Consider the following 24,579-nt stretch of genomic DNA (forward strand, 5'->3'; position numbering starts at 1 on the left):
ATCATAAGGAATTATCCTTTACTAGTAAATGGTATTCATAGAAATTAAAAGGATGCGAAAAAAGACCAGCTAGTAACTTCTGTTCTTCTTCTTACTATAAATCTTAAATTATTGTCCTTATGATACCAACTTTACCTTCTATCCATTCAACAGTAACTTACGACATTATACTCCAATACATACTTAAAATGTTGTTACCATGTAATATGACAAGGATTGTACTAATAGTTATAAAAGGCCCGAATGGAATAGATTCCTTTCTACTTTTTATCCCAGTAAGTAATATTAGTAATGAAAAAAAGCCACCAATTAAAAATGATAACATAATGATTAACCATATAATATTATAGCCAAAGTTTAATCCAAGTACACCCATTAATAATATATCACCACCACCCATAGCTCCTTTTGTAACGATTGCTATTAATAAGAACAAACCAAAACCTAGCCCTGCACCTAAAAATGCATTTTTTACTCCTACAGAATTTATACCTATGATTAGATTTATTACTCCCATAAATCCAAGAATAAAATTCAGCCTGTAAGGAATTATCATGTGATCATAATCTATTACAAAAATTATTAATAGTATAGAACACATTATCATAAAATATAATGAAGATAATGAATTACCATATGTATAGTAAACAAGCAAAAACAAAACACCGTTTATAAGCTCTATAATTAGTTTCCTAACAGACAATCTCGTTCCACAACTATTACACTTCCAAGTATTAAAAAATGGTCCTATGAAAGGAATATTTTCAGGAAACTTGATTTTTTCATAACATACTGGACATACTGAATAAATATAACTATCTCCATGTTCATACGGGATTCTTTCTATGCATGTATTAACAAATGTACCAATTAGTAATCCTATCATAAAAATTATTAACATCAATTATCTACCTCTTCCAAATATGATACTTTGATTATATCATATATATTTAGTTGAAATAGTTTATAATATTTATATAGAAAATACTATTATTAGTCCTGCTACCATTTCAAATAAACGATGGCCTTTGTAATTTAGTCATATATAATACAGTATACAACATTGATGTGACTAAAAAAAAGAGACTATAATAAAACAGTCTCTTAATATCAGTATAATATAGAATGTATGCTTCTAATTCTAATTCCAATCCCTTCTGATTGATTTTATTATTCTTTCTTTATCTGAAATAAGAACAATAATTTCATCCAAGAAATTTTCCTTTTGAAGTAGTTGGCAGGTAGAGTAAACTTCATCAGCTGAACTTTCAGAACTATAAGCTACTAATCTCTCTCTAGTAGTTGGATTGATAAATGTTAATTCATCCTTAATATATCCCTTATACTCTTCTTTTTCTAAAGAGTAAATAAGAGTGTATATATAATCAATCTTCATATTGTGAAAATCATCTTCTGCATCAGTAGTTTTTTTTATAATTTCCAACAGCTCATTTTTTGATAATTGGTGAAGATTTTCTATTTTATCAAAGTATGGCTTAATATTTACTAAATTGTCAAACTCATCATCAGAATTATAATATCCGGATTCTCCACGATAAAAATCATCGTAATTAGAATAGAATAAATTGTCTGCAATATATATACATAAACCATCTTTGCCAGAATAACTTCCATCTTCAAATTTTTCTTCATCATTCTCATGGATGAAAGTACAATCAACACCAAAGTCATCTAGTTCAAGCACAAAGGAAGATAGGCCACCTTTCTTATCCTCTTCTAACATCGACCTTATTTCAGCATTGGTCTTATTTTCCCACTGAACATAGTCTCTTCTAATTAAGTCATATGAAATACTAACACTGTTAGATTCACATAACCAACTTGATAAGTCATTTAGAATTGAATTTGCAACATACCTATCATAATTAAAATAGTTGTTACAATATGTCTTCGTTTTTTCCGCTTTATCAACTACATTTTTTGAACTATTAATAAACATACTCTCTGTATTTTCTATAATCTCTCTATTCATAAAAACCCTCCAATGACGTATATACGTCTTAATAAATTAAAGTTCCTTAAGCATTAAGTTTAGTAATCAGAATCTTTTAATGATTGGTTCCTTTTCGACTGAATCTAATCCATCAATCATATATCTTTTATCAAAACAGAAATAACTTTGCCTCATATCCGAACCTACAGATATTTTATATTGGTCAGTGTCCGGATGAACACACCCTTCCCAGATAATGAACTTTTGTCTTTCTCTGATTTCTATAACTTTTATATCATCAATTATAGGATCAATTTTTACAATGATTTTTTCTAAGTTAAATTGTTCATTCCTGTTATAGTCAACAGACACAAGTTGGCCCTGCATTGATATTGGAAAACCAAAAGAATCAAACATAAATAATGTAACTACCTTCTTAACACTCTCTTTTAAACTTTCATAAGTATTTATCATATTAACTCCTCTCTGACGTATCTACGTCTTAAAAAAACCTTTATAGTTATAAACCCTTCCAACTTAATATATACCTTTGTCACCCATTTGATGTCTAAAATCTTCATCATCTTCAATTCTGTCATATGCATTTTCAATAGATACTCCCCAAAAGTCACGAGCTATATCTAAATCACTACTTCCTTCCAATGATTCTGGGAGCGTAAAAGTGATTCCTTCAGATATTCCACATTGTAGGCACCATATTTCAGGTTTTGGTTCACAGTCTACAATCACCGGGTAATCTGTTTCATTTTCACACTGACTACAAATATGAGTACTTTTAGCATAATTACCTTTTTCCATTATAATTCCTCCTCTGACGAATACATCGTCTTAATAATTCTTACAATAATTCAAACAAGGATAACTGCTTTGATTCATTCACCTCAATACGAGGTAGAATTTGACTTTTATGAACATATAATTCTGAACCAACTTTTGTATTTTTACAGCCCTTTATAACCTTTATACGAACCTTGTCCTTATAAAAGGATAAAACCTCAGCCTCTGGATAGATAGTTTTTCCAACCGAGACTGAATAGATTTTATTAATCATTATATTTTCCATTATAATTCCTCCACTGACGGATACACCGTCTTAAAAAACACATTTAATTGTCTTCTTATTAACTAGGTAAATCTTCTACATATAACCCTCATCAGCTAAACTATAATAACCATCTCTTCCGATGATTATATGTTCTATTACATCAATGCCCACCAACTCACCAGTTTCGATTAATCTTTTAGTGAGGTCTAGGTCCTTCTGAGAAGGACTTATATCAGATTTCTTCGAATACTGTACAATTATCATGCTATCAGCATTTTCTATAATTGCTTCTTTAAATACTATTCTAGGAAAAGTTCTTGATATATTGTCAGCAGATATATTAGTTTGTCTAATAACTTCTTTTTGAACATCTAAAAGCAACACTCTGTATTCTTCATATTCAAGTTTTCTCATATCAAGCGAAATAGATTCTACATCTTTAGAACATTTAATAACTTTTTTAAAAGCCATTTTACTTTTCATTCTAAATCCTATTTCAAACAGTGCTCTTAGCTTCTGCCTTTGAAGTTCCGTTATTTTCAACTTGTCTATATTATTAAATAAGTCATCAAAACTTTTAAACTTACTTAGAACATCAACTTGATTTATAGAAGTTATTAAAGATACCACTTCGAAATCATTTAAAGAATTAAAACCCTTCATTCTAGCTTTCTCAACTAAATTATTCATAAAATTCCTCCCCTGACGAATAATCGTCTTAATAAAAAAATTGAAGAGGAGTAAAAACTCCTCTTCAAAAACACTTTACTACGACAGATAACTGTCTCAAAAAATTGAATTATTTAATATTCCAAGAGCTAACTTCTAATTTGTAGAAAACAAGATAGTCTTCAGGCTTTCCTTCTAACTTCTTATCACTACTTTTTGTAAAGCAGTTAAAGTAACTCTTGAACATTTTAAACTCTTTACCACTCTTGATTAATCTATCAAGAATGATCTCATAAAAAGTACCAGGAATTCCTCCTGTGCTAACAGAAGTATTACCATTTACAACTGATATAAATGGTATATCATCATAATTTTCAATATGACAAATTCCACTGTCTGTAAAAATTTTGGTAATATAATATTTTCGGTCACCCCAAAAAACAACATCACCTAACTGTGGTATATCACAGTTTCGATTAGAAATTCTACTTTGTTCATTGTTAATTTTCTCAACCATGGACAAAGTAAGTTCTTGAGAACACTCTAAATTTAATTTTCTTAATTCCTGTAAATTCATAAAATTCCTCCTACTGACGAATTATCGTCTTAATAAAGTCTTAGACATACGTCCAAAAAACAAAAACAACCCCTCTGAATGTATAATAAAAATTCATGGGATCTTAAATAAAAAAACTTGTTTACTGAAATCTATCAATAAACTGATTAATAATTCCGCTAATTCAATCTAGAATTAGTTTAAAAAATAAAAAATGTTATACCTTATTATACTATTTATTAAATACTTTAGCAATAAGAAACCCCTTAGCAAATTGCTGAAAAGGGGTTTCTTATAACTTATTTAGTAATTATTAACCTCGTCTATATAAAGCTTTGATTGATTCATCCATTCTTTTTGAATTTCTGAAACTTCATCTAAAACTTCTTTAGGTGAAGATAAATAAAGGTCTAAACACGTATAGTCCATAGACAATTTTACATCACCTTTATTATCCTTATATAGGATATCTATTTCCGCAGGTCTTCCGCGGTGCATTTTAGATATACCTAAAGATGCATTTCCTAGTTTATTTTCACTAGATAAAAAGTACTTCATTTGCTCCTCTAAATCAATTGAATATTTACTTGGGGCATTAATCTCTTGCTTATATACAAAATACTTATAACCAGTGTACAAACCTAACTTCTCAAGTTCTACTAAATCTGATGTAAACCATAATAGAGAATTTGACGATAGTTTTTCAGTCTTATGAGTTAAATAGCCTAACAACTCAATTTTGTACTCTAGAATATTATTAGATTCCAAAGATTTCTCACTTACATCTTGCTTTTGAGTGTAATCATTTAGAGCTTGACGATAATAGTCATATAACATCTCCTCTAAAGACTTATCAGAAAACAAGTTTTTTTCAATAACTTTATAGAACCTGTCTACCTCTAGAAGTTCTTTCTTATAGATTTCACTATTATAATAGAATAGTACTTCAAAATTAAGTTTATCACTTTTTCTTAGAATAATTTCCACCTTTAGATTATCTCTTAACAAATGCTTTTTTAACATAAAAACCCTCCTAATGACGAATAAATCGTCTTAAAAAATATTCTTTATATTTTCCGACAATAATACTCTCTTTGCCAAAAAAATATAACAACCAAAAATAAACCCTCCACATATATTCTGAATCCATCTTAACTTGAGCTAAATTATACTTTGCAAATAAATTAACTAATTGCTCCTCGGCTTCATCACTCACTATAAATTCCATGTTCTTTATATCGAACTTCGTGAAAATACTCATTGTAATCCTCCACTGACGAATAATCGTCTTAGCAAACTCTTAATAATTTTAACTCCTCTTCATCAAAAAAGCTTTCAATAACTGTATTACTTAGTTCATCTGTATAGGAAAATAAAAAATCAAACATCTCCTGGATCTTTTTCTTTTCATCATCTGATTTATCATATAAAGGAACCATTCTCTTTATATGCTGATATAATCCACTATGTGAATAATCACTATCTCCTATATCCAAACGTCCACTATAGAATTTTGAACCTAATAAATAGAGTTCGAAATCTGTCTTATGGTAACCTAATTTCGTAAACTGTCTATCAGAACATAGTTTTAAAAATTCCTCTAAAGATTCTACTGCTTCCGATGTATGAAATCCTTCAACCGAACATACATCATTACTTTCAGTAAAACCAATATATACTTTAAAGCTCTCTTTTATCTTTTTTAAATTATACTTATTACTCATTAAAATTCCTCCCACTGACGAATAATCGTCTTATTAAAATTTGATTTTCTCAAGATCCTCATTCTGAGTTAATAACTCTATAGTATCATCGCTGATATCTTCTGATATGAAAAATAAAAATTCGAAAATTTCCTTAAGAACTTTTACTTCAAAATGCTTCATTCTAAGGTAACTAAGAATTCCACTATTTGAATAATCATAATCACCTAGATACAATCTATCCGAGGCAATCTGACCACCGAAATAATATAGTTCAAAGCCAGTTTTATAATAACCTGCTTCTCCGTATAACTCTTGTGAACACTTTTTCAAAGCCTCTTCAAGCACCTTAATTCCATCAGATTTATGCGTTCCTACCATTTCATTTATCTCTTTTGACTCACTATAAAGAATGCGAACCTCAAAATTATCTCTGATTTTGTTCAAATCATACTTTCTACTCATCATAATTCCTCCTCTGACGAATAATCGTCTTTATAAACTAAACCTCAAATTCTTTGCAAACTCTTTCGATAGATTTACTTCTATTTATGAAAGAATCCAACTCTACTTTTATTTTCTTCCAATTCGCTACTACATTGAAAGCTACATCATATTTTTTTGAGGTCTCTCCTTGGTTTTCCTGTTGACAAAAATACTTTTGGAAACCTGATACACCTTCATAAAAAAAAGTTGAATTTCTATTATCAAAGTCTAAATATAGGCCTACTTTAGTATCTTCATTATCATAGAAATGAATCTCTATAGTTCCTTTAAAAGATACGATACTAAGATAATAAATATCAAAGTAATTTTTAATCTTCTTTATACACTCTTCAACTGATTTTTTTTCTTTCGCTGAAAAGTTAAAACTAACGTTATCAACATTACTAAATCCAAATAACCCTTCGATTTTCATAAAAATCCTCCTCTGACGAATAGTCGTCTTAATAAAATTTCGAACAAATACTGTTCAAAAACAAAAAATAATCCCTCAGAATCATATACTAAAATTCTTGGGATCAACAATAAAAACTCCAGTTATTGAAATCTATCAATAACTCTGCTAAAAACTCCACCAATTCAATCTAGAATCAGCTTAAATAAATAAAATTGTTTATATCTTATTATACTACCATTATCTAACTAATGGAATATAATTCTTACATATATTTTAAAAAAACTTGTAGTACTTTACAACTTTATCTCCTAAATCACAGACTATACTCTGGTGCTATTTAACATTAGAAAAAATTAGACGTGAGTTTGACACTTTTATCTCTCAAAAATCTTTGAAAAGCTTGAAATAGCTTTATTTTTTTGTCAAATTTCACACTTTAGTATATCGCACCTTCTCGTACTGTGTTATAATATAAATAAGAGGTGGTTTTCAATGAGACTTAAAGTATCGAAATCTAAAAATGCAGCATCCTTATATGTAATCAAATCGGTTTATAACCCCAAAACTCAATCCAACACGTCTGTAATTGTAGAAAAACTTGGTACCGAAGCATCATTACGTGAAAAACTAAATGGACAAGATCCTTATGAATGGGCTAAATCCTACATTAAGGAACTCAATGAAAAAGAAAAACTTGGCAAGCAAGAAACAATTGTTAAATATTCTAACTCAAAACAAATTCCCAAAGGCAAACAGGTCTCATTTAATGGTGGCTATCTTTTTTTACAGCAAATATACTATGAGTTAGGACTTGATAAGATTTGCAACACAATCGCTGAAAAATATAATTTTACTTATGATTTAAATTCTATCCTATCAAGATTGATATTCAGTAGAATTATTTACCCAAACTCTAAATTGGCTACTTTTGAATCTTCTATGAATTTCATTGAACAACCTAACTTTGAACTTCATCACATTTATAGAGCCCTCGATATAATCGCTAAAGAAAATGACTATATTCAATCCCAACTCTATAAAAATAGTAGTAAAGTTTCAAAACGTAACAAGGGAGTTCTTTATTATGACTGCACTAACTTCTTCTTTGAAATCGCTCAGAGTGACGGCCTTAAACAGTATGGACGTTCTAAAGAGCACAGACCTAATCCTATTGTTCAAATGGGCTTATTCATGGATGGAAACGGCCTTCCATTAGCCTTTGATATTACTCCCGGAAATACCAATGAACAAGTTACCTTAAAACCTCTTGAAGAAAAACTACACCGAGATTTTAAGCTTTCAAAGTTTGTTGTGTGCACCGATGCTGGCTTATCTTCTATAACTAACCGCAAATATAATGATAAAGATGGAAGAGCATTTATTACGACTCAATCTATAAAAAAATTGAAGTCACACTTAAAAGAATGGGCCCTTGATCCAAATGGATGGTATTTACAAGGCGATCAGAAAGAATATAACATTGAGCAAGTCAGCGCCATATTAGAAGAACTGGAGTCTAAAGAACATAGAACCGTTAAGGATATTGAAACCATTAAAGACTTAAAAGCTAAAGTCTTTTATAAAGAAAGATGGATTGATGAAAATAAGTTACAACAACGGTTTATCGTAACTCATAGTTTTAAGTTTAGAGATTATCAAAGGCATATTCGCTATAAGCAAATAGAAAGAGCTGTAAAGTTAATTGAATCGAATCCTAAGAATATTGGTAAAGCCAGACAGAATGATTTCAAACGCCTTATTAGAACAACCAGCGAAACAAAAGACGGGGAAAGAGCAACTAAAAACGTCCATGAAATAAACGCTCAATTAATTGAAGATGAAGCTATCTACGATGGTTTTTACGGAGTTTGCACTAACTTGGAAGATGATATTGCTGAAATCATCAGAGTAAACAAAAATAGATGGCAAATAGAAGAGTCATTCAGAATCATGAAATCAGAATTTAAAGCAAGACCAGTATACCTCAAAAACGATAACAGGATTTTAGCTCACTTTATTACATGTTTCATTGCACTTATGATTTATAGAATTTTAAACGAAAAACTAAAAAACAAATATACTTGCTCTGAAATAATTACTACCTTACAAGGATTCAACTTTTTAGAATCACATCGTAATGGATATATTCCAACTTACAAAAGAGATGATTTAACTGATGATCTCCATGAATACTTTGGATTTAGAACTGATTTTGAGATTGTTGATCATAAAAAAATGAGAAAAATTTTAAAGCACACAAAAAAATAAAAAAAGGTACGCAGTTTTTGCACATATAAAAAATCGTGAACACCATTTAAAATACACGGTTCTCACGATTTTTATGTCTTTAAAGTGTCAAACTCGAGATTATACTACCATTATCTAACTAATGGAATATAATTCTTACATATATTTTAAAAAAACTTGTAGTACTTTACAACTTTATCTCCTAAATCACAGACTATACTCTGGTGCTATTTAACATTAGAAAAAATTAGAGATACAGTGAAGAGAATAAAAAAAGTCTAAACCATTTCATGTTAATTTGGTTTAGACTTAAGTATATCTTTACTTATCGATCACTATTATATTGAATATACAGAAACTTAATTCACTCTATACTTTATCTATTCTATACACTATTTTCCTCTTGCTTAACCAATAATAAAATACTCCTATACCAATAGCAATTATAAAATAAAAAGAAAGCTTCCTAATCTTTCTCACTTTAGCTATTTTTTTAACAGTTTGAAACTCATATTCCTTTTTACCTGATGTATCTTCTGTCACTTCATATCCTTCGCTATTCCTTGTGAATCTAACTTTCTTATTATTAATGTCTTCTATAACTGAATTTCCTTGCCCTTCTAAATATAAGTTTAAAAATGTTCCGTTAATAACAATATCATCCTGTGACTCATTCAACACTTGAACCAATTCTTCTTTAATATCGCCCTCATAATATTTCATAATCGCTATATCTAAAACACCACCAAATACTCCTAAAATATGAACTATTAAAAGAATAAGGACACTTATAATCATGACGCTTATCAAACTAACATTTTTCTTCATAGCTACCTCCTATTTTCTATACTTATCATTATACCAAATATATATAATTAGTTAAATAGCTTTAAAATTTATAATTTCTATTGACTTTTATCGCTTATTATCCTAAAATATATGTATATTCAATTGGTTTAACTATTCAGGAATTGAAACAAAATTATTTATACTAAATTAGCTTAACTATTAGGATTTATAGAATTTGACTCCATCTCTTATGGAGTCTTTTTTTATTACAGATATAATTATAACACGATGGAGGGATAATAATGAAACATACAACTCAAAGACGATTAAGGCTCTTAAATTGGCTATATTCAAAAAATAATGAGTATTCTATCGAAACTTCACAGAATAAAATCAATTCATTCATTTTGCTATATGAAGCCCTATGCATGGCAAATAACAAACACCATGATATATCAGACCTACTAATCATCAATCCTACCCCACTTTTTTCAAATATAGATTATACTATTAGATTATCTAAGTATGACGATTCAGTGCAGATGGAAGAATTATTTCTGGATTCATCATGGATACTGATAAATCTATTAACTGAAGAGGATCTTTTATATATAGTAAATTCTATTTTCGATATAAATGAGTTAGAATTTAAGAGTACTTCCCTAAAGTTCATAAAAAACATAGAAAAGATAAAATTCAAGCAGTACCAGGATAATGTTCTTATACTTGATATTAACAATCATATTTTTCTACTAAATGAAGTTGCTTTATCTGACTCTTATTTTAATTTAGAACAGCTATTAAAAAAATTATCTTCAGAAAACAAAGCAGAAAAAACATGTAAGATTTCGATTAGCAATAATATAATAAATTTCGCTTAATAAAAGTCACTACTAAGTTTTTTGTATTTGACATATTATCAAAACTTTACTTTACCTTTCTATTACAAAGATGGTATTATTATTTTGTAAATTTACTGTCTTGTACTCGAAGGGAGATTTTATGGCTTATATGAGAAAAAACCTGTAAAAATTACTTTTACACAAAAAGAATTGAATGATATTGAGAGAAAACGTGCCAATTTGGAAGCAATAAATGAAGCTTTGGAAGAAGAGTATGGTTCGGACGGAAGAAACAAAGATCTTGACCAAAGAGTTACTGGCATAGATGCTAACCTAGATCCAAGATATAATGACTAATATTTAATCATGAGATGAACATATATCATTTATGTTCATCTATTTTTATTTTAAATAGCAGGAGGGATAATATGAAATACATGTTTTTAGATACTAATATTTACATAGATATGATTGTATCAAGAAATAATACTAGTAAAGCAGGGTCTTTTGAAGAAATTTATCAATTACTCGAACATGATATGTTAAAGATTATACTACCCAAAATAGTTAAGGAAGAAGTAAAACGACACATCGAAAGTGAAATATTAAAGATAGGAAAAGCTGTTAAGGATGCCAGAAAAAATATAAAAGAAATATTCTGGATAAATCATGTAGATTTACTCAAAAAATTCAACGACCAACTATCTTCAGTAAATCAGATAATGGGAAAACTAGATGATGAATTTGATGTACATAAAAGAATTTTTATAATAAATTCTATAGGCAAGATTAATTCTATCTTTAATCATAGAAACTGTATTGAAATAATAGAAACAAGAGAAATGCTTCTAGGAGTTGATCGACGAAGAATATATAAACAGGCACCTGCACATATAGATAATAAAGATTCATCTGCAGATGCTTTAATAGTGGAAACGTTAGTAAATATTAAGGATTTCATAGATATTGATAATGATAATGATAAAATTTTTTTTATTAGTAGAAATACTGCAGATTTCTCACAAGGAACTAAAAAAGATGAGAAAGAAATATTACATCCAGATATTTATGAAAGTTTAAAGTCAAGATCATTAGAAGAAGTTGTAAAGTATCGCATACGCTTAACTAAAACTATTCTTGATGAATTTAAACATGAGGCAGAAAAGATAAGTATTATTAATGAACTTTGGGCAGAAATGAAAATTGAGGAAGAGGAAGAAAGAAAAACTTTAATCATGGATAAAATTAATATGGATAGAGAGTCTGTTGGATTAACCCCTCTTGGTTCTTGCGATGCATACTATGAACGTATTTTTGAAATGAAAGAATCCTTAGATTTTATACAGCTCATTGAATCTAAAGTTTCGGAATACGAAAAAGTTGTACAAAATTTTTTGGAGATTTATGATGATACTATCGATGAATTATCAAACATTAGTTTTAATGATCTCAAAGATAAATTAGATTTATATAATGATAAGTACAAATTTTTCCCTATAATTTATAACAAAGTGAATGCTATTGATTCAATATCTGATTATATTAAGCTGTATTTTGGAAACCCTCAATTGTTAGAAGATTCACTAGATAGTATTATTTTCAATGACTATATGGATATCGACAACATCCTATTGATGAAAAACCAATATGGACAACCAATAAAAATTGAAGTCGATGGAGAATTAGAACCCGAAGATGATGAAACTAATACTTTAGAAATTTGGTTTTCAGTTGATGGACAAAGAGTTAGTTCTGGAGAAATTGAAGTATACTATGGCTATATGACTTTTAATTCGGATGGTAATGCATCTGATGGTTCCGAAGAATCTATTGACTTTAAAACTGATGATATCGCATGCGAAATCGAATCTACTTTTGATTCAATGATAGACGTAGTCGAAACTACTATTAAAAGATTTGAACTATTCTTGGATAGTTTAGGAATCTAATACCTTCTCTTCTTTAAATCCGCAAAACTATCATAATATATACAAGAAAGTATTATTAATATAAAAAAAGAGGCGAAACTTTTCGCCTCATATTAAAATGGTTGATTAAAACGATTTATCCTACTTCCTTACCCTTATTTTTAGTGTCCAAGAACTTGAACCACGTTCAAGAGTTGCCTTAGACTTACATGAAATGATATCATCTGTAACATATTCACTAAATCCAGTTTTCTCACTAAAAGATAGTCCTGGAGATGATATTTCCTCTATTTGATAATCAGCATAACCACCTGGTGCCCATCCCATACAACAATATTCAACTTCCCTATCAGTTACACTAATAGAATCATCTGCAATATCCCAACCACCAGATACTTTTGTAAGTAAAAAGCGTTGCTATTGTTTTAATGAAATTGGTAAAATAATATATGTAATTAAATAAAAGCTAATTTTTTAGTGTGTACTATTTTGTAATTCCTGAATGCATCTAGTAGTTTATATTAATAATTGGTATAATTTGATAGAAGAACAGTATAATCAGGTGAAATGAATGGAGGGATTACATGAAGAAAATATTTATTAGTCATGCATCAAAAGACAGAGAGTTTGTTGATTTACTAGTAGAACTTTTTTGTGAAATACTAAAGCTTAGTGAAGAGGAAGATTTTTTTTACACATCAGATAATACAAGTTTAAAAACTGGTGATAATATTGTTAAGAAAATCGAGGAAAACTTGAACTTGTCTGAAGTAGTAGTAATAATTATCACAGGTAATTATTTTAATAGTAAGTATTGTATTACCGAAATGGGGGCTAGTTCAATCTTGGAAAAGCAAACATTTCCTTTATTTCTACCTGTAAATTCAATAGAAAAATATATTTCTGGAACACCTTTTATTTCTACAAAAGCTAGACCGATATCGTCAACTAGAGATATGAAGGCTGTTATGAGTGAGTTAGCAACAATTTTTGGAATTAGTATGAATGAAAAATTTTATAAGAAAGTTACTACATATTGTGACGATTTTACTAGTAAGATAAATGAAATGATAAGAGTAAAAAATCTTAGATTACACGAGGAGATGAATGACGCTTTAAATCAAATGAAGTATGATTTGATGAAAACAAATGAGTTTAATGTTGCAAGAGAGTATTTCGAGACTGAAGTTGCTAGATTAAGCAGTGAGCTAACATACAAGAGAATCACTGATGAGCGTGATAATAATCCTTTAATATGGGATGATATAAATAAACTTATAGATACTTATGGTAAGTTAAATGACCACAATGACATTTTGTATCAGTATCACCCAGTAATAAAGCTTTACAAAGATACTGCAGAGAAAGTTTTAAAGTTAGATGAACATGTAAGCGATAGAAAAAAGTATAGCGCTAAGAGATTGATGCAAATTTGCTCTCCTAATCTTGATTATGCTTCACGCTTAGAGATAGGATCTGAATTAGCTATTGATGATCCGAGAATTGGGGTATCGTTAACCGATTCTGGTCTACCAGACATAGATTGGGTTGAAATCCCTGAGGGTGATTTTTTATTTTCATCAATGAAAAAAAGAAAATCACTCCCAAGTTTCTGGATTTCTAGATACCCAGTCACTAGAAATCAGTTTAGAACTTTTGTATTAAGTGAGGAATATAAATCTGAGCATTTTTGGATGCTTGGTAAAAAAGATAATCATATACGAGAATTTGAAGAATTTGCAATCAGCCTTGATGAATCTTTAAATTATCCTATGGTAGATGTTTCATGGTATGAAGCGAAAGCATTTTGTAAATGGTTTGAAGGAAAGACAGATCTGATAATTGATTTGCCAAGTAGTAAGCAGTGGGAGAAAGCGGCTCGTGGTGAGTTTGGTAGGGAGTTTTCATATGGCGATGAGTTTGATGAAATGAAAGGACATGTAAACCAACCTAATTATGGAGCGTGTGCAGTTGGATTGTTTCCATTAGGATCATCAAAATATGGGGTTTTAGATATGTCAGGTAATGTCTGGAATTGGACAAGTACTATTGAAATCCATACAAAGTTTGTTGAACTTGCAGGTGGTTCATTTAAGTATCAGTCTGATTATGCAAAAACACATTCTAGAGGGAAGGTAAAAAAGGATCACACTTGTCAAGAAGGTGGGTTTAGGATTATTACGACAGTAAACCCATTTAACGAAAGGTAGTTTGTTAGTGTATTAATAATAAAGTTTTAAAGATAAATAGTAACGATAGTCAAGCACTTGATTGCGAAAACTCAACAGGTGCTTTTTCTATCAAAAAAAATCAATGTAACCTTCTAAATTAAGACAATTTTTTTGTCTTAAACCAGAAAACTACATCTATTAATGTCAATATAAATTATTGTAATAAGTCTTTAATTGTCTCTAAATCATTCTCTTTAATACTAGTGAACTCACCATCTTCCAGTCTTAGAAAAATTACATTTCTCACCAATGCTACATCTCTAATAGAAAAATTGACAGGTAGCTTTTTCATAGAACCATCCTCATCACACAGTAAAACTACTGAATCAAATAATTCAATACATTCAATATATCCACCAACTAATTTCTGTAGTTCAGACAAGTTATTAGAAACCTCTATAGGTTCTAACTCTTCCCCTACCTTTTTCATTATTACTTTCATAAGCTCTCTCCTTTAATCTTATTATTTAAATACTATCCCCGGTTAAAGTCTATATAAATAACTTAATCATATCTATAAATGATACATCGAAGACATTAGCACTTACATGAAAAATAATGCCAACTACAAATATCCATTTTAATGATTTCATTAATATTTTCCATCCAAAGTATAACATAAAAATCATTACCAATAAATGCATCAAGTCCCCCTCCTTATAATGTTATTTAAACCTATTATAACACAATATATATATTTAGTCATTACTTAATTTTACATTTCTCTACAATATAAAAGCTAGTGCAGGTTTTACCCACACTAGCATTATTTACATTGCAAAAAGAGATAATTGACCCTCTACAATGCCTTTCTTTTTGACATACTTGTCTTCCTTAACATCCTCATAAGACAAAGTAAAAAGACTCAGTTGTTGGCTTTCTCCATCTCCTACTGACTTTTCCACTTTTTCTACTGATTCTGTGTATTCAGGTATTATCACTTCTTCCTCTTCAAAGTTAAATGCATCCAGTTCATTTTCTTTTAGTTTAATTTTGCCTTTAAGAACATTGAACAGCATTTTTGCTCCATCATCACTATCGGAGCCCATTGAAGATAGAAGGTCTTCAGAAAATACACCTTCAATAGCCAGACTTGCCTTTTTCTTGCTACCGATTAATTTCATAGCATCTTCCTGAATAGTATCTACATAATAACTGTAGTATACCTTACAAACTTTGTCTTGATTCATTCTCCAAGCTCTTCTTTCTGCCTGTCTCAAGACTTTAATATCATATCCACATTCATAAAAATATATTGTAGGGTATTGTGTAATATTAAGACCTGTTTGTACACAAGTTGGGTTAGTTATTATTACTTCATAACCCTCCTGGTATTTCTTTTCAATCCAAGCCTCCCTTTTTTCTACTGCTACAGTAGATTTAAGCTCAATCACTTTGATACCTTCCTTACTTATGATATCAAGCAATCTTTTACTTACACCTTTAGTTCCACTGTATATACTATAGACTAAAGTATTTCTTCCAAGTGATACTTCTTGTCTTATAGTTTCTAGCAGTTTTTCCTCCTTCGGAAATAACTGATCCATATCTAATTTTTCGGGATTGGCCACTAGTCTAGTATCATCTACATATATTGGCTCCTGATTAGGATTATCAGGATATGATAATAGATTGTGAATATATGATCCTCCAAGAGATACACCTTTGTTTTCTCTCATAAAAGTAACAAATGCTTGTTTCAGCCTATCATATGCCTTTCTTAACTCATCAGACATTTTTATCTCATGTTTAAAGAATTTTAACTCCGGCATAGGAAGGTCCATATCAGTTATACTTCTTGAAATCATAATTCCACTAAGGAAATTAGTATACAGAAGAGGACTAATACCCGATTTTTCTTGCCATGCTCCTGATATTTTCTTCCCTTTACCACTAGCATTATATTCAGAATAATACTGTTTGGTAGTCTTTTCCCTTCTACCATAATGATCTATGAATAGATTAACATCTGAATATTTGTATCCCATTTTTTTCAACTTATCTGGGTACATTCTATATAACTGATAAAATAAATCAGATGCTTTTCCTCCGGTAAGTGTCCCAGTAAGATTTACTGCAACTTTAGAAATTTCTACAAGAGTAGCATAAGTCATCCCTTGGTTACTTTCTCTATTAAATAAATGGGCCTCATCTGCTATTGTAATATCAATAGCTTTAGTTCCAATATGTTTTTTTAGCATTTCAACTGCATTGAAAGTATTATAACCTTTCTTTCTCTTAGCAGTCCATAATGAAGCATTACATTTCCTTACTGCTATCGTATAACCTGATTCTTTATACGATTTTACCTTTCTTAACTCTTCGCCCTGAAGAGGATATCCATCTTCATCGAAATAAACATTAGTACTATACTCATCCTCATACAGTACTTTGATTCGATTTTCTCTTATCCTTTCAATTTCCCACTTAGTTAACGGACTTCCATCAACTTTAATGTAGTGATTACATTTTGAATATAGAGAAGATCGATTTTTAAGAACTCTACTTAAATACTCATCACATTTCTCAATATCAAATATATACTCTGAATTAGAATAAATATGACCGCCACAATCAGGACATCTTAAATCATTTATTGAAGAGTTATAAGGCTTTCTGACAGCCATTTCAACTTGATAGTTCCTCTTAGCTTTGTCTTTTGGAATTAACAACACTTCTAAACCTATAGGTTTCCTCTTTAGTTTTTTAACATCCATGTAACTATTAAGAGTGATAAAACTTGGAGTTATTCCTAATGGTCTTGAAACTTGTATTATCTCCCTCTTCCATTTTTCAATAAGCTGTCCTTGGCAATATACAGCAATACGACCTACAAAATTATTATTGAATTCATGAACAACCGCAAGAGCTAACTTACCACTTATGTAAGTCTTGCCAATCCCCATGTCTCCATTCAATGTAAAACCGTATTTACCATCCCTTATAGCTTCTAAAAATCCCTGAGCTATAACTTGTTGCCTTGGATATAGCTTTCCTACCTTGCCTTTTCCTATATCTATTTTACTTGCTATTATACTGTCTATTTTGTCTCCTACGTTATAATGTAAGTTTTCATCCTGAAGATATGGTAGTACATATTCAGTTACCAACTCATAAAACGTAGCATCCTGATTAAAAGCTATATTATTTTCTACTGGTAAACTAATCTTTCCAGTAGATAGGCCCTCTTGTTTAATCCTTATGAAAAAGTTAGTATCAAGTTCATCATAAAAAATGACTACTTTTGGTGCCTTTCCAGTATAATCAAAACCATCACAAATTCTGATCATATTCTCTTCTACAAGTTTATCATAAATATATTTCCCCCACTCAGGCAATAGACCAGTCTTGTATTTTGATAGTACAAATTTGTACACCTCATTTACGAGATCCTTATCCTTATGAATTTTTAATATTGAATCTGATTCATTATAAATAATTGCATGAACTCCATCTCCAATATTTTCATTCTTTGTCCTAAGATAAAGTGCTCTATAACCATTCTTAACAGAGCAGATTCTATCATAATTACCACCAACACGGATACTTCTTGTACCTTTCTGAAGGTTGGCCAATAAAGACCTCATCTCTTGTTCAGATTGACAAGAAGCTATCACATACCTTACAGTACTATCTCCACTATAAGTATCAGTTAATAAAGTCTTAACTTTATAATAATACGATCCTATAATTAAAGTCTTATATATATACTTTGACAAAATTTCTATCTCTGTATTATAAAAATCTAAGGCTTCTTTTATTTCAGTCTTAAGTTCATATAATTCATCTGAACTCTTATCTCTGTTTTTAATTAATGTTTTATATAGATTATTCAGTAAATCCAAGTTTTCATAACCATGACGTTTTATTTCCTTAAGCTGATCATCAAAATGATTAATCTCAAAGTTATATATTTTGTTAGATTTTAAAAACCCTTCTAATGTCATAATAATTCTCTTGATAGCGTTATGAGTATTTGTAATCTTAGTCATTTAAAATTCCTCCAATGACGGATAAACCGTCTTAATAAAATTTAATATTAAGTATTATTCCTCTATTCACTAATTAATAGATTCTTTTCTAATAACATTTCCATTTTTATTAGTGATTTCTATACCAGAGACTAAATACTCTGTCTCTGTGGTGATTTCTTTATTATCCTCATTATCTACGTTTGTTCTTACTTTCTTTTCAGAAAAGCCGTAAATTAAAACATCACCACAAATTTTATTAAATTTCCCTGAAGCAAGTTCTAAAGCTCTATGTCCTACAGAACGCTCAATTATTGCTGTCTCGTCTTGAATAACTTTTATAGAACCATAAGAGTTCATTTCCTTTTCTTTAGCTAATAAATTATCTAGCTCTGAAAATAGCCCCTTAGATAAAGAGATATCATCAATTTTACCATCCCTAAATACATTAACTTCTTTAGCTTTCTTAAGTGATGATCCAGATAAACTTACTACTGGTCCATTCACTTGGTCTAGTGATAATATATCTCCTATCTTTAATTTTTCAACCCAGTATTCAGCAAGTTCTATATCAGAACAATTCTTTGATTTTTTTGTCCCGATTAGAACTATCTGACCAAATTTTTTAAATACTTTTTCCGGGAACTTATAGATATTTATATTCTCATATCTAAATGTTATCTTTTTCATCAAGCCCGGATAATGTGCTAAAGTATTTATAGGAACTTCTAGTATATGGATTCCTCCTTCAACTAGATATTTATCGTTTTCTAGAAAGAATAATTCTTCTGTTCTTATTCTCTCTTCGTACCTTTTAGTAAAACCATATGGAGGATTATTCCTTACGATGGCCATAGTCTTAGTTTCATATCTACGACCTTGCTTACTCCTGCATTTTAGTGTAAATATATCACTATTGCAGAAAAAGAAGTTTTCCTCTTCAGAGTATTTCTCAATAGCCTCTTCATACCTTGACTTTGCAAACTCATTTAGATATGAAAATGGTGTCAGACTCTTATTTTTAATAAATTCACGCATTTGATATAGCTGTAAACCATCACCTGCAGAAAAGTCACAAATAGAAACCTTATCAATATCAGTTACTTCAAAATTAATAAGTTCCATCTCCATCCTAACTATTTCGGGATCAGTTGGATAAAATCCCATTTTACTCTCGTTCTCTACAGTCCTCGAAAAACGATTTGTTAGTTCCTTTACATTATGCATAATAATTCCTCCTGAATGACGTATAAACGTCTTAAAAAAAGTTTAAATGACGGATAGCCGTCTTAATAAATAAAATGAAGAGGATCACTATGACCCTCTTCATAAAAACTAATAACTGACGAATAAATCGTCTTAAAAAATTATTCAGCTAAAAGATCAATAACTTCTAGCCAATATAGATCATCAATATCAAAACAAAGATTGTATCTATCGAAAAGATTGACTTCTATAACATTATCTGAACTTGAAATCTTGAAATTATCCTGATCCATAATATTAAATCGGTTAAACAGTTTTTCAACATCCAGTTCACACGTTGGTTGGGATTTTAAAATTTCTTCTAATTCAGACTCCACACTTTTTTGTAAACATTGTTCATAGAATCTTTGACTTAAACTCCTATGTTCACAATATTCCCATGTTTTATTGTTTAGTTCAAATGCAATATCTTCATCAATAAAAAACAAGTTATTTAAAGTATGAGAATTATCAAGTATGCTTATATCATCAATTCTTTTCAAATACTTACTTTTTGTTTTATTTCCAATCCAAATATCTTCTTTAGGATAGATAGGATCTTCTTTCTTTAAAGATAGTTGGCCATCAACTAATGATACACACGGAAATTCAGTTTGTACTTGGATGACTATCTTTCCGATTTCAGTATTCGACTCAACTACAAGACCATAACTTTCCTTTTTATCATTAAACAAAGAAGTGTATATTAACACATCTCCTATTTGTGGAAAATCATATCCTAACTTTCCCCTTATAGTCTTAATAGTTTCTACTTTCTCCTTTATTTCTTCATACATTTTAAACATAAAAACTCCTCCAATGACGAATTGATCGTCTTAATAAACATGAAGAGGATTAATTAATCCTCTTCTACAAAAACTTTCATTAATAAAACTTCTTACTTAATAAATTCCTTTTCTATCTTCAAAATTCCAGAACGAACCAAAAAAATTATACTCAATCATATATCTATCAAAAATTACTCCCGACAAAGAGTAATTTGTCTCATTCAAATCTTTAAGGTTTTCTTTACCAAATACCTCTAGATTTGATATTACTTCTTCATTAGTTTTTGGTTTTACATGGTAAATATCATAATTAAGAACATTAATTACACCCTTACCAGTTTTTTCTTCAAACTGTTTTTCAGAATCTGTTCTTTTATCGCAATACTTCCACATTCTATTCTTCATATTAATATGAAGTTCCGTCCCCTTAATAACAAATCTTTTGTAAGAATCACTCAGATCAATAAATAGGCTTTCACTTTTATCCGACAACATATTTTCTTCATCATAGAAAATAGTTGTATATGGTTTTGACTTAATATCTATTCGAAGGTGAGAACCTTCAACATAAATAGGCCCTAATTTATTTGACAATACCAGTTTTCCGTTAGGTTCTGACTCAATCACAGTTAAATAAACCATATCAGACTCATCTTCTTCACAATAGTAAAAAACTTGATCACCAACTTGTGGCCTATCATATCCTAATCTATCTCTAACATTACCTAAATGTCTTACCGTATTTAAAACGCTTTCTTTATTCATAAAAATCCTCCTAAAATGACGAATCATCGTCTTCTAATGAATGTACTCAATCTCCCATTGTTGGTTTTGATCAAGATAACATGTTACCCAATACTTATCTTGAACAATTAATCTAACAGTTTGCTCAATACCAAGAAATGAATTACAAGGTCTATAAACAACTTTAAATTCTCCTGGGAAATATGTTTGAAATATTTTTTCTACTTCATCTGCATTTACAGGTTCCGTAGATAGTATTTCTTCTACATACTTCATAATAAAACTTCACCTCCATAGATTGATATTGGGAAATGAAGAGGAAGATAACTTCCTCTTCAAGTTAGTAACTAGTCTAAGTCTAAAACTACATCCTTAAACTTAATTACTTTTCCACCATCAAGTTCTAAGAAGATGATGAAAGATTTTTCAAACAAACCATCTGAATAAGTAATTTTTAAACTCTTAGACTCATCAAGTCTTTGAGCTTTACTCACTATCTTATCCAATGATGGTTCCACACCATTATCGCTCTGTCTCTCAAATTCACTAACAATATAGTTAGCAATTTCATCAGCTTGATTCTGATACTCTTCTTTAGTGAATTTTTCTACACCATTCACTAAAAAGAACCCAAGAACAACAACAATAATAACTGGTGCCATACTAAATCTTTTCTTCTTTTTACTCATAAAAAACCTCCAAATGACGAATAATCGTCTTAATAAAATGTAACTGACAATAAACTTGTCTTACATAACACCTGAAACCTGACGTATAAACGTCTTAATAAATCCTCCCTTCTCAAAAAACTAAAAAACTCGCAAGAAATTTAAAAAATTAAAAATCTTCCGAGTTTCAAACAAAATTAAAAACACTAGAATAATAATCTAATTATTCTACAACTAAAAATGCCACTATTTCAATCTAGAAACAGCTTTAAAAATAAAAAATTAATATGTCTTCATTATAGCATTATTGCAAAAAAATAACAATAATATTTGACAAAATTAAGATTTACTAGCCGTATTTTCAAAGTTATGTAATATTTATATACCAATCTCATCATGGTAATTTTGTAAAGTAGAATACTTACAAAGCAATTGATTAGATTTTATATGTTGCTTATTATAAGCCTTTCTATATTTATCTATATATCTTTCCATTCCTTTTTTAACTAAATAGTCTTTTCCTTTAAGATAACTATGCTCATCATTACTTATGTATACTATGCCTGCCTCTGTTCGTATATCATTCTTTTTTCCACAATAACAGCTTTTGAAAAATCCAACCCCGCATTCCCCATACCATTGGATATATTTTCTCTCTTTTTCGCATTTGTGATATTAGACGAAGGAAAAAAATAATCATGTCTTATAGAACTTCTTAGCGGTATTGCAAATGTAAGGTTATTAATATCTACAACAAAAACTGAATATGGTCTATCAACTTTCTTCTCAATTTCTTTTAAATGATCATTATTATTATAAAAATCTAATGTCAACAATTCAAATTTCAAAACTATACTCCTTCCTTCAAAAAAAATAGTCCTCAAAATTAAGGACTATTTTTAACATCTTCTTTTGAACTTTTTTTTGATTAATTGCTCGCGTTCTACGAGCATATCTTCTTTTTGAACTTTTTTTTGATTAATTGCTCGCGTTCTACGAGCATATCTTCTTTTTGAACTTTTTTTTGATTAATTGCTCGCGTTCTACGAGCATATCTTCTTTCACTTTTATACTATCACTTTACAATATAATATTACCCGAAAATTATAAAAAATCAACACTATTATATAATAATTATCAATAAAACTACATACTTACAGGTAAAACAAGATACTTAAAATTGTCACCACTACTAAAGAACACAGGTGACTTAGAATCCTTTAGAAACAATTTTATGTTTCCCATCAAGCTCTTTAGTCCATCTAATAAAAAAGACGGATTAAGGGCGATTTTAAACGTTTCGTCTGTATTTTTATTGCAGACCACATTATCAATACACTCACCTATTTCAGCTATAGCGGAAATAGATAATAATTCATCATCTGAATTACTTAGCACAATGTACTTTTTCTGTCCCTCTTTTGCCAATAAAGAAACTCTTTGTACTGAACTTATTAAGCTATTACTATCTATCTCAATGCAGATAGGATTATTATTAACTAAGTGTTTATAATTAATATAATTCCCTTCCTGATAAATAGACTCAATAATCACATTATTGAATTCTAACCTAATCCTATCTTCCTTAGAAATAATAACTATATCCTCGTCACAAATATCCTTTGTTAACCTAACTATCTCTGACACTGATTTATTAGGTAAAATCCCTGAAAACTTTCCTTCAACTGAATAATCTAGCTTATTAGTTGCCAATCTGTAACCATCAGTGGCTACAAATTCTATAGATTTATTTTCAGCATTTATAAAAACACCGTTTAATATAGGTCTACTTACATCTGCAGTTGCGACCATAACACTTGTAAGACAGTTTGCAAAATCCATTCCATTTACTACAATCTCTTCACTGTCCAACTTTTCGCTTGTTGGAAATTCAGAATTGCAAATGGCTAACTCAAAATTGATCTTACCACAAACAATTTTCAACACATCAGAGTCTACTTCCAACTCTAATATACTTTGTGGCATCTTATTAATTACATTATGGAACAACTTACAATTAACACTACAATTCATTGTTTCATTGAAAAATCCATCAAGCATTAATTTACTTTCAATACTTGTGGTAAAATCAGTTGCTTTTAAAACCACTTCATTATCTTCAACTGATAAATTGACACAATCAGTAATATCAACATCATTTTTCTTAGCAACTCCCATAACACTTTTAATACCTCTTAGTAATTCCATTTTCTCAATTTTCATAAAAATCCTCCTATGACGAATAATCGTCTTAATAAATTAATAACTCCATGACGT

29 protein-coding genes are annotated in these 24,579 nt (G+C 29.6%); 5 read left to right on the plus strand and 24 right to left on the minus strand.

Annotated features, from left to right (window positions below; genetic code table 11):
* Nucleotides 1-157 precede the first annotated feature (157 nt).
* From N4A40_12995 to N4A40_13050, 12 genes are all read right to left on the minus strand, one after another.
* Entirely contained in the window at nucleotides 158-886 is a 729-nt protein-coding gene (locus tag N4A40_12995) for a prepilin peptidase (protein MCT4662772.1), read from the minus strand.
* A 255-nt stretch (nucleotides 887-1,141) separates the two neighbouring features.
* Nucleotides 1,142-1,993, minus strand: coding sequence for a hypothetical protein (locus N4A40_13000; protein MCT4662773.1), 852 nt, complete (start codon nucleotides 1,991-1,993; stop codon nucleotides 1,142-1,144).
* Between the two features lie 66 nt (nucleotides 1,994-2,059).
* The gene (locus N4A40_13005; protein MCT4662774.1) at nucleotides 2,060-2,428 is read right to left on the minus strand and encodes a hypothetical protein; all 369 of its coding nucleotides are present in this window, start codon (nucleotides 2,426-2,428) and stop codon (nucleotides 2,060-2,062) included.
* Between the two features lie 63 nt (nucleotides 2,429-2,491).
* A complete protein-coding gene (locus N4A40_13010; GenBank protein ID MCT4662775.1) occupies nucleotides 2,492-2,773 on the minus strand; it encodes a hypothetical protein in 282 nt (93 codons plus the stop codon).
* A 40-nt stretch (nucleotides 2,774-2,813) separates the two neighbouring features.
* Nucleotides 2,814-3,038, minus strand: a complete 225-nt coding sequence (locus tag N4A40_13015) for a hypothetical protein (GenBank protein MCT4662776.1) — start codon at nucleotides 3,036-3,038, stop codon at nucleotides 2,814-2,816.
* 75 nt (nucleotides 3,039-3,113) lie between these two features.
* Complete coding sequence (locus tag N4A40_13020; GenBank protein MCT4662777.1) at nucleotides 3,114-3,710, minus strand: hypothetical protein; 597 nt, start codon at nucleotides 3,708-3,710, stop codon at nucleotides 3,114-3,116.
* A gap of 109 nt (nucleotides 3,711-3,819) precedes the next feature.
* Nucleotides 3,820-4,266, minus strand: coding sequence for a DUF4121 family protein (locus tag N4A40_13025; protein MCT4662778.1), 447 nt, complete (start codon nucleotides 4,264-4,266; stop codon nucleotides 3,820-3,822).
* Between the two features lie 282 nt (nucleotides 4,267-4,548).
* On the minus strand, nucleotides 4,549-5,268 hold the full coding sequence (locus tag N4A40_13030) for a hypothetical protein (GenBank protein ID MCT4662779.1): 720 nt from the start codon (nucleotides 5,266-5,268) through the stop codon (nucleotides 4,549-4,551).
* Nucleotides 5,269-5,278: 10 nt separating this feature from the next.
* Nucleotides 5,279-5,506 carry a hypothetical protein gene (locus tag N4A40_13035; GenBank protein MCT4662780.1) on the minus strand — a complete coding sequence of 76 codons (228 nt, stop codon included), beginning with the start codon at nucleotides 5,504-5,506 and terminating at the stop codon, nucleotides 5,279-5,281.
* A 28-nt stretch (nucleotides 5,507-5,534) separates the two neighbouring features.
* Nucleotides 5,535-5,969 (minus strand): hypothetical protein, encoded by a 435-nt coding sequence (locus tag N4A40_13040; protein MCT4662781.1) that lies wholly within the window; start codon nucleotides 5,967-5,969, stop codon nucleotides 5,535-5,537.
* 33 nt (nucleotides 5,970-6,002) lie between these two features.
* A complete protein-coding gene (locus tag N4A40_13045) occupies nucleotides 6,003-6,413 on the minus strand; it encodes a hypothetical protein (GenBank protein ID MCT4662782.1) in 411 nt (136 codons plus the stop codon).
* 37 nt (nucleotides 6,414-6,450) lie between these two features.
* The gene (locus N4A40_13050) at nucleotides 6,451-6,867 is read right to left on the minus strand and encodes a hypothetical protein (protein ID MCT4662783.1); all 417 of its coding nucleotides are present in this window, start codon (nucleotides 6,865-6,867) and stop codon (nucleotides 6,451-6,453) included.
* 474 nt (nucleotides 6,868-7,341) lie between these two features.
* Here N4A40_13050 and N4A40_13055 point away from each other — a divergent pair, with 474 nt between their 5' ends.
* Nucleotides 7,342-9,117, plus strand: coding sequence for an IS1634 family transposase (locus tag N4A40_13055; GenBank protein ID MCT4662784.1), 1,776 nt, complete (start codon nucleotides 7,342-7,344; stop codon nucleotides 9,115-9,117).
* A gap of 348 nt (nucleotides 9,118-9,465) precedes the next feature.
* Here N4A40_13055 and N4A40_13060 read toward each other — a convergent pair whose 3' ends face one another.
* Entirely contained in the window at nucleotides 9,466-9,924 is a 459-nt protein-coding gene (locus N4A40_13060) for a hypothetical protein (GenBank protein MCT4662785.1), read from the minus strand.
* A gap of 263 nt (nucleotides 9,925-10,187) precedes the next feature.
* Between N4A40_13060 and N4A40_13065 the strand changes: the two genes are divergently transcribed.
* The 3 genes from N4A40_13065 (at nucleotide 10,188) to N4A40_13075 (ending at nucleotide 12,676) form a co-directional block, all read left to right on the plus strand.
* Entirely contained in the window at nucleotides 10,188-10,766 is a 579-nt protein-coding gene (locus tag N4A40_13065; GenBank protein ID MCT4662786.1) for a hypothetical protein, read from the plus strand.
* Between the two features lie 171 nt (nucleotides 10,767-10,937).
* Nucleotides 10,938-11,084, plus strand: coding sequence for a hypothetical protein (locus tag N4A40_13070; protein MCT4662787.1), 147 nt, complete (start codon nucleotides 10,938-10,940; stop codon nucleotides 11,082-11,084).
* Between the two features lie 71 nt (nucleotides 11,085-11,155).
* A complete protein-coding gene (locus N4A40_13075) occupies nucleotides 11,156-12,676 on the plus strand; it encodes a PIN domain-containing protein (GenBank protein ID MCT4662788.1) in 1,521 nt (506 codons plus the stop codon).
* 120 nt (nucleotides 12,677-12,796) lie between these two features.
* Here the strand turns inward: N4A40_13075 and N4A40_13080 are convergent, their stop codons facing one another.
* A complete protein-coding gene (locus N4A40_13080) occupies nucleotides 12,797-12,982 on the minus strand; it encodes a hypothetical protein (protein MCT4662789.1) in 186 nt (61 codons plus the stop codon).
* Nucleotides 12,983-13,239: 257 nt separating this feature from the next.
* Here N4A40_13080 and N4A40_13085 point away from each other — a divergent pair, with 257 nt between their 5' ends.
* Nucleotides 13,240-14,865, plus strand: coding sequence for an SUMF1/EgtB/PvdO family nonheme iron enzyme (locus N4A40_13085; GenBank protein MCT4662790.1), 1,626 nt, complete (start codon nucleotides 13,240-13,242; stop codon nucleotides 14,863-14,865).
* 175 nt (nucleotides 14,866-15,040) lie between these two features.
* On the opposite strand, the gene N4A40_13090 is transcribed toward N4A40_13085, so the two are convergent.
* The 10 genes from N4A40_13090 to dnaN all read right to left on the minus strand — a co-directional run bounded on the left by N4A40_13090 (nucleotide 15,041) and on the right by dnaN (nucleotide 24,525).
* Nucleotides 15,041-15,328, minus strand: coding sequence for a DUF3846 domain-containing protein (locus N4A40_13090; protein ID MCT4662791.1), 288 nt, complete (start codon nucleotides 15,326-15,328; stop codon nucleotides 15,041-15,043).
* A gap of 49 nt (nucleotides 15,329-15,377) precedes the next feature.
* Nucleotides 15,378-15,530 carry a hypothetical protein gene (locus N4A40_13095; protein MCT4662792.1) on the minus strand — a complete coding sequence of 51 codons (153 nt, stop codon included), beginning with the start codon at nucleotides 15,528-15,530 and terminating at the stop codon, nucleotides 15,378-15,380.
* Between the two features lie 126 nt (nucleotides 15,531-15,656).
* The gene (locus tag N4A40_13100; GenBank protein MCT4662793.1) at nucleotides 15,657-18,878 is read right to left on the minus strand and encodes a hypothetical protein; all 3,222 of its coding nucleotides are present in this window, start codon (nucleotides 18,876-18,878) and stop codon (nucleotides 15,657-15,659) included.
* 69 nt (nucleotides 18,879-18,947) lie between these two features.
* Nucleotides 18,948-20,084: a DUF6094 domain-containing protein gene (locus N4A40_13105; protein ID MCT4662794.1), complete on the minus strand. Its 1,137-nt coding sequence runs from the start codon at nucleotides 20,082-20,084 to the stop codon at nucleotides 18,948-18,950.
* Nucleotides 20,085-20,224: 140 nt separating this feature from the next.
* Nucleotides 20,225-20,908, minus strand: coding sequence for a hypothetical protein (locus tag N4A40_13110; GenBank protein ID MCT4662795.1), 684 nt, complete (start codon nucleotides 20,906-20,908; stop codon nucleotides 20,225-20,227).
* 96 nt (nucleotides 20,909-21,004) lie between these two features.
* Entirely contained in the window at nucleotides 21,005-21,655 is a 651-nt protein-coding gene (locus N4A40_13115; GenBank protein MCT4662796.1) for a hypothetical protein, read from the minus strand.
* 33 nt (nucleotides 21,656-21,688) lie between these two features.
* Nucleotides 21,689-21,910 (minus strand): hypothetical protein, encoded by a 222-nt coding sequence (locus N4A40_13120; protein MCT4662797.1) that lies wholly within the window; start codon nucleotides 21,908-21,910, stop codon nucleotides 21,689-21,691.
* 71 nt (nucleotides 21,911-21,981) lie between these two features.
* The gene (locus N4A40_13125; GenBank protein MCT4662798.1) at nucleotides 21,982-22,323 is read right to left on the minus strand and encodes a hypothetical protein; all 342 of its coding nucleotides are present in this window, start codon (nucleotides 22,321-22,323) and stop codon (nucleotides 21,982-21,984) included.
* 536 nt (nucleotides 22,324-22,859) lie between these two features.
* The gene (locus tag N4A40_13130) at nucleotides 22,860-23,150 is read right to left on the minus strand and encodes a hypothetical protein (GenBank protein ID MCT4662799.1); all 291 of its coding nucleotides are present in this window, start codon (nucleotides 23,148-23,150) and stop codon (nucleotides 22,860-22,862) included.
* 298 nt (nucleotides 23,151-23,448) lie between these two features.
* Nucleotides 23,449-24,525 (minus strand): DNA polymerase III subunit beta, encoded by a 1,077-nt coding sequence (gene dnaN, locus N4A40_13135; protein MCT4662800.1) that lies wholly within the window; start codon nucleotides 24,523-24,525, stop codon nucleotides 23,449-23,451.
* Between the last annotated feature and the right edge of the window lie 54 nt (nucleotides 24,526-24,579).

It is taken from the genome of Tissierellales bacterium (genome assembly GCA_025210965.1).
Lineage (GTDB): Bacteria > Bacillota > Clostridia > Tissierellales > JAOAQY01 > JAOAQY01.

Bases quoted from the DNA above. Each gene is read 5' to 3' on its own strand.
- N4A40_12995 (MCT4662772.1), bottom strand. From the start codon at position 886: ATGATAGGATTACTAATTGGTACATTTGTTAATACATGCATAGAAAGA.
- N4A40_13000 (MCT4662773.1), bottom strand. From the start codon at position 1,993: ATGAATAGAGAGATTATAGAAAATACAGAGAGTATGTTTATTAATAGT.
- N4A40_13005 (MCT4662774.1), bottom strand. From the start codon at position 2,428: ATGATAAATACTTATGAAAGTTTAAAAGAGAGTGTTAAGAAGGTAGTT.
- N4A40_13010 (MCT4662775.1), bottom strand. From the start codon at position 2,773: ATGGAAAAAGGTAATTATGCTAAAAGTACTCATATTTGTAGTCAGTGT.
- N4A40_13015 (MCT4662776.1), bottom strand. From the start codon at position 3,038: ATGGAAAATATAATGATTAATAAAATCTATTCAGTCTCGGTTGGAAAA.
- N4A40_13020 (MCT4662777.1), bottom strand. From the start codon at position 3,710: ATGAATAATTTAGTTGAGAAAGCTAGAATGAAGGGTTTTAATTCTTTA.
- N4A40_13025 (MCT4662778.1), bottom strand. From the start codon at position 4,266: ATGAATTTACAGGAATTAAGAAAATTAAATTTAGAGTGTTCTCAAGAA.
- N4A40_13030 (MCT4662779.1), bottom strand. From the start codon at position 5,268: ATGTTAAAAAAGCATTTGTTAAGAGATAATCTAAAGGTGGAAATTATT.
- N4A40_13035 (MCT4662780.1), bottom strand. From the start codon at position 5,506: ATGAGTATTTTCACGAAGTTCGATATAAAGAACATGGAATTTATAGTG.
- N4A40_13040 (MCT4662781.1), bottom strand. From the start codon at position 5,969: ATGAGTAATAAGTATAATTTAAAAAAGATAAAAGAGAGCTTTAAAGTA.
- N4A40_13045 (MCT4662782.1), bottom strand. From the start codon at position 6,413: ATGAGTAGAAAGTATGATTTGAACAAAATCAGAGATAATTTTGAGGTT.
- N4A40_13050 (MCT4662783.1), bottom strand. From the start codon at position 6,867: ATGAAAATCGAAGGGTTATTTGGATTTAGTAATGTTGATAACGTTAGT.
- N4A40_13055 (MCT4662784.1), top strand. From the start codon at position 7,342: ATGAGACTTAAAGTATCGAAATCTAAAAATGCAGCATCCTTATATGTA.
- N4A40_13060 (MCT4662785.1), bottom strand. From the start codon at position 9,924: ATGAAGAAAAATGTTAGTTTGATAAGCGTCATGATTATAAGTGTCCTT.
- N4A40_13065 (MCT4662786.1), top strand. From the start codon at position 10,188: ATGAAACATACAACTCAAAGACGATTAAGGCTCTTAAATTGGCTATAT.
- N4A40_13075 (MCT4662788.1), top strand. From the start codon at position 11,156: ATGAAATACATGTTTTTAGATACTAATATTTACATAGATATGATTGTA.
- N4A40_13080 (MCT4662789.1), bottom strand. From the start codon at position 12,982: ATGGGATGGGCACCAGGTGGTTATGCTGATTATCAAATAGAGGAAATA.
- N4A40_13085 (MCT4662790.1), top strand. From the start codon at position 13,240: ATGAAGAAAATATTTATTAGTCATGCATCAAAAGACAGAGAGTTTGTT.
- N4A40_13090 (MCT4662791.1), bottom strand. From the start codon at position 15,328: ATGAAAGTAATAATGAAAAAGGTAGGGGAAGAGTTAGAACCTATAGAG.
- N4A40_13095 (MCT4662792.1), bottom strand. From the start codon at position 15,530: ATGCATTTATTGGTAATGATTTTTATGTTATACTTTGGATGGAAAATA.
- N4A40_13100 (MCT4662793.1), bottom strand. From the start codon at position 18,878: ATGACTAAGATTACAAATACTCATAACGCTATCAAGAGAATTATTATG.
- N4A40_13105 (MCT4662794.1), bottom strand. From the start codon at position 20,084: ATGCATAATGTAAAGGAACTAACAAATCGTTTTTCGAGGACTGTAGAG.
- N4A40_13110 (MCT4662795.1), bottom strand. From the start codon at position 20,908: ATGTTTAAAATGTATGAAGAAATAAAGGAGAAAGTAGAAACTATTAAG.
- N4A40_13115 (MCT4662796.1), bottom strand. From the start codon at position 21,655: ATGAATAAAGAAAGCGTTTTAAATACGGTAAGACATTTAGGTAATGTT.
- N4A40_13120 (MCT4662797.1), bottom strand. From the start codon at position 21,910: ATGAAGTATGTAGAAGAAATACTATCTACGGAACCTGTAAATGCAGAT.
- N4A40_13125 (MCT4662798.1), bottom strand. From the start codon at position 22,323: ATGAGTAAAAAGAAGAAAAGATTTAGTATGGCACCAGTTATTATTGTT.
- dnaN (MCT4662800.1), bottom strand. From the start codon at position 24,525: ATGAAAATTGAGAAAATGGAATTACTAAGAGGTATTAAAAGTGTTATG.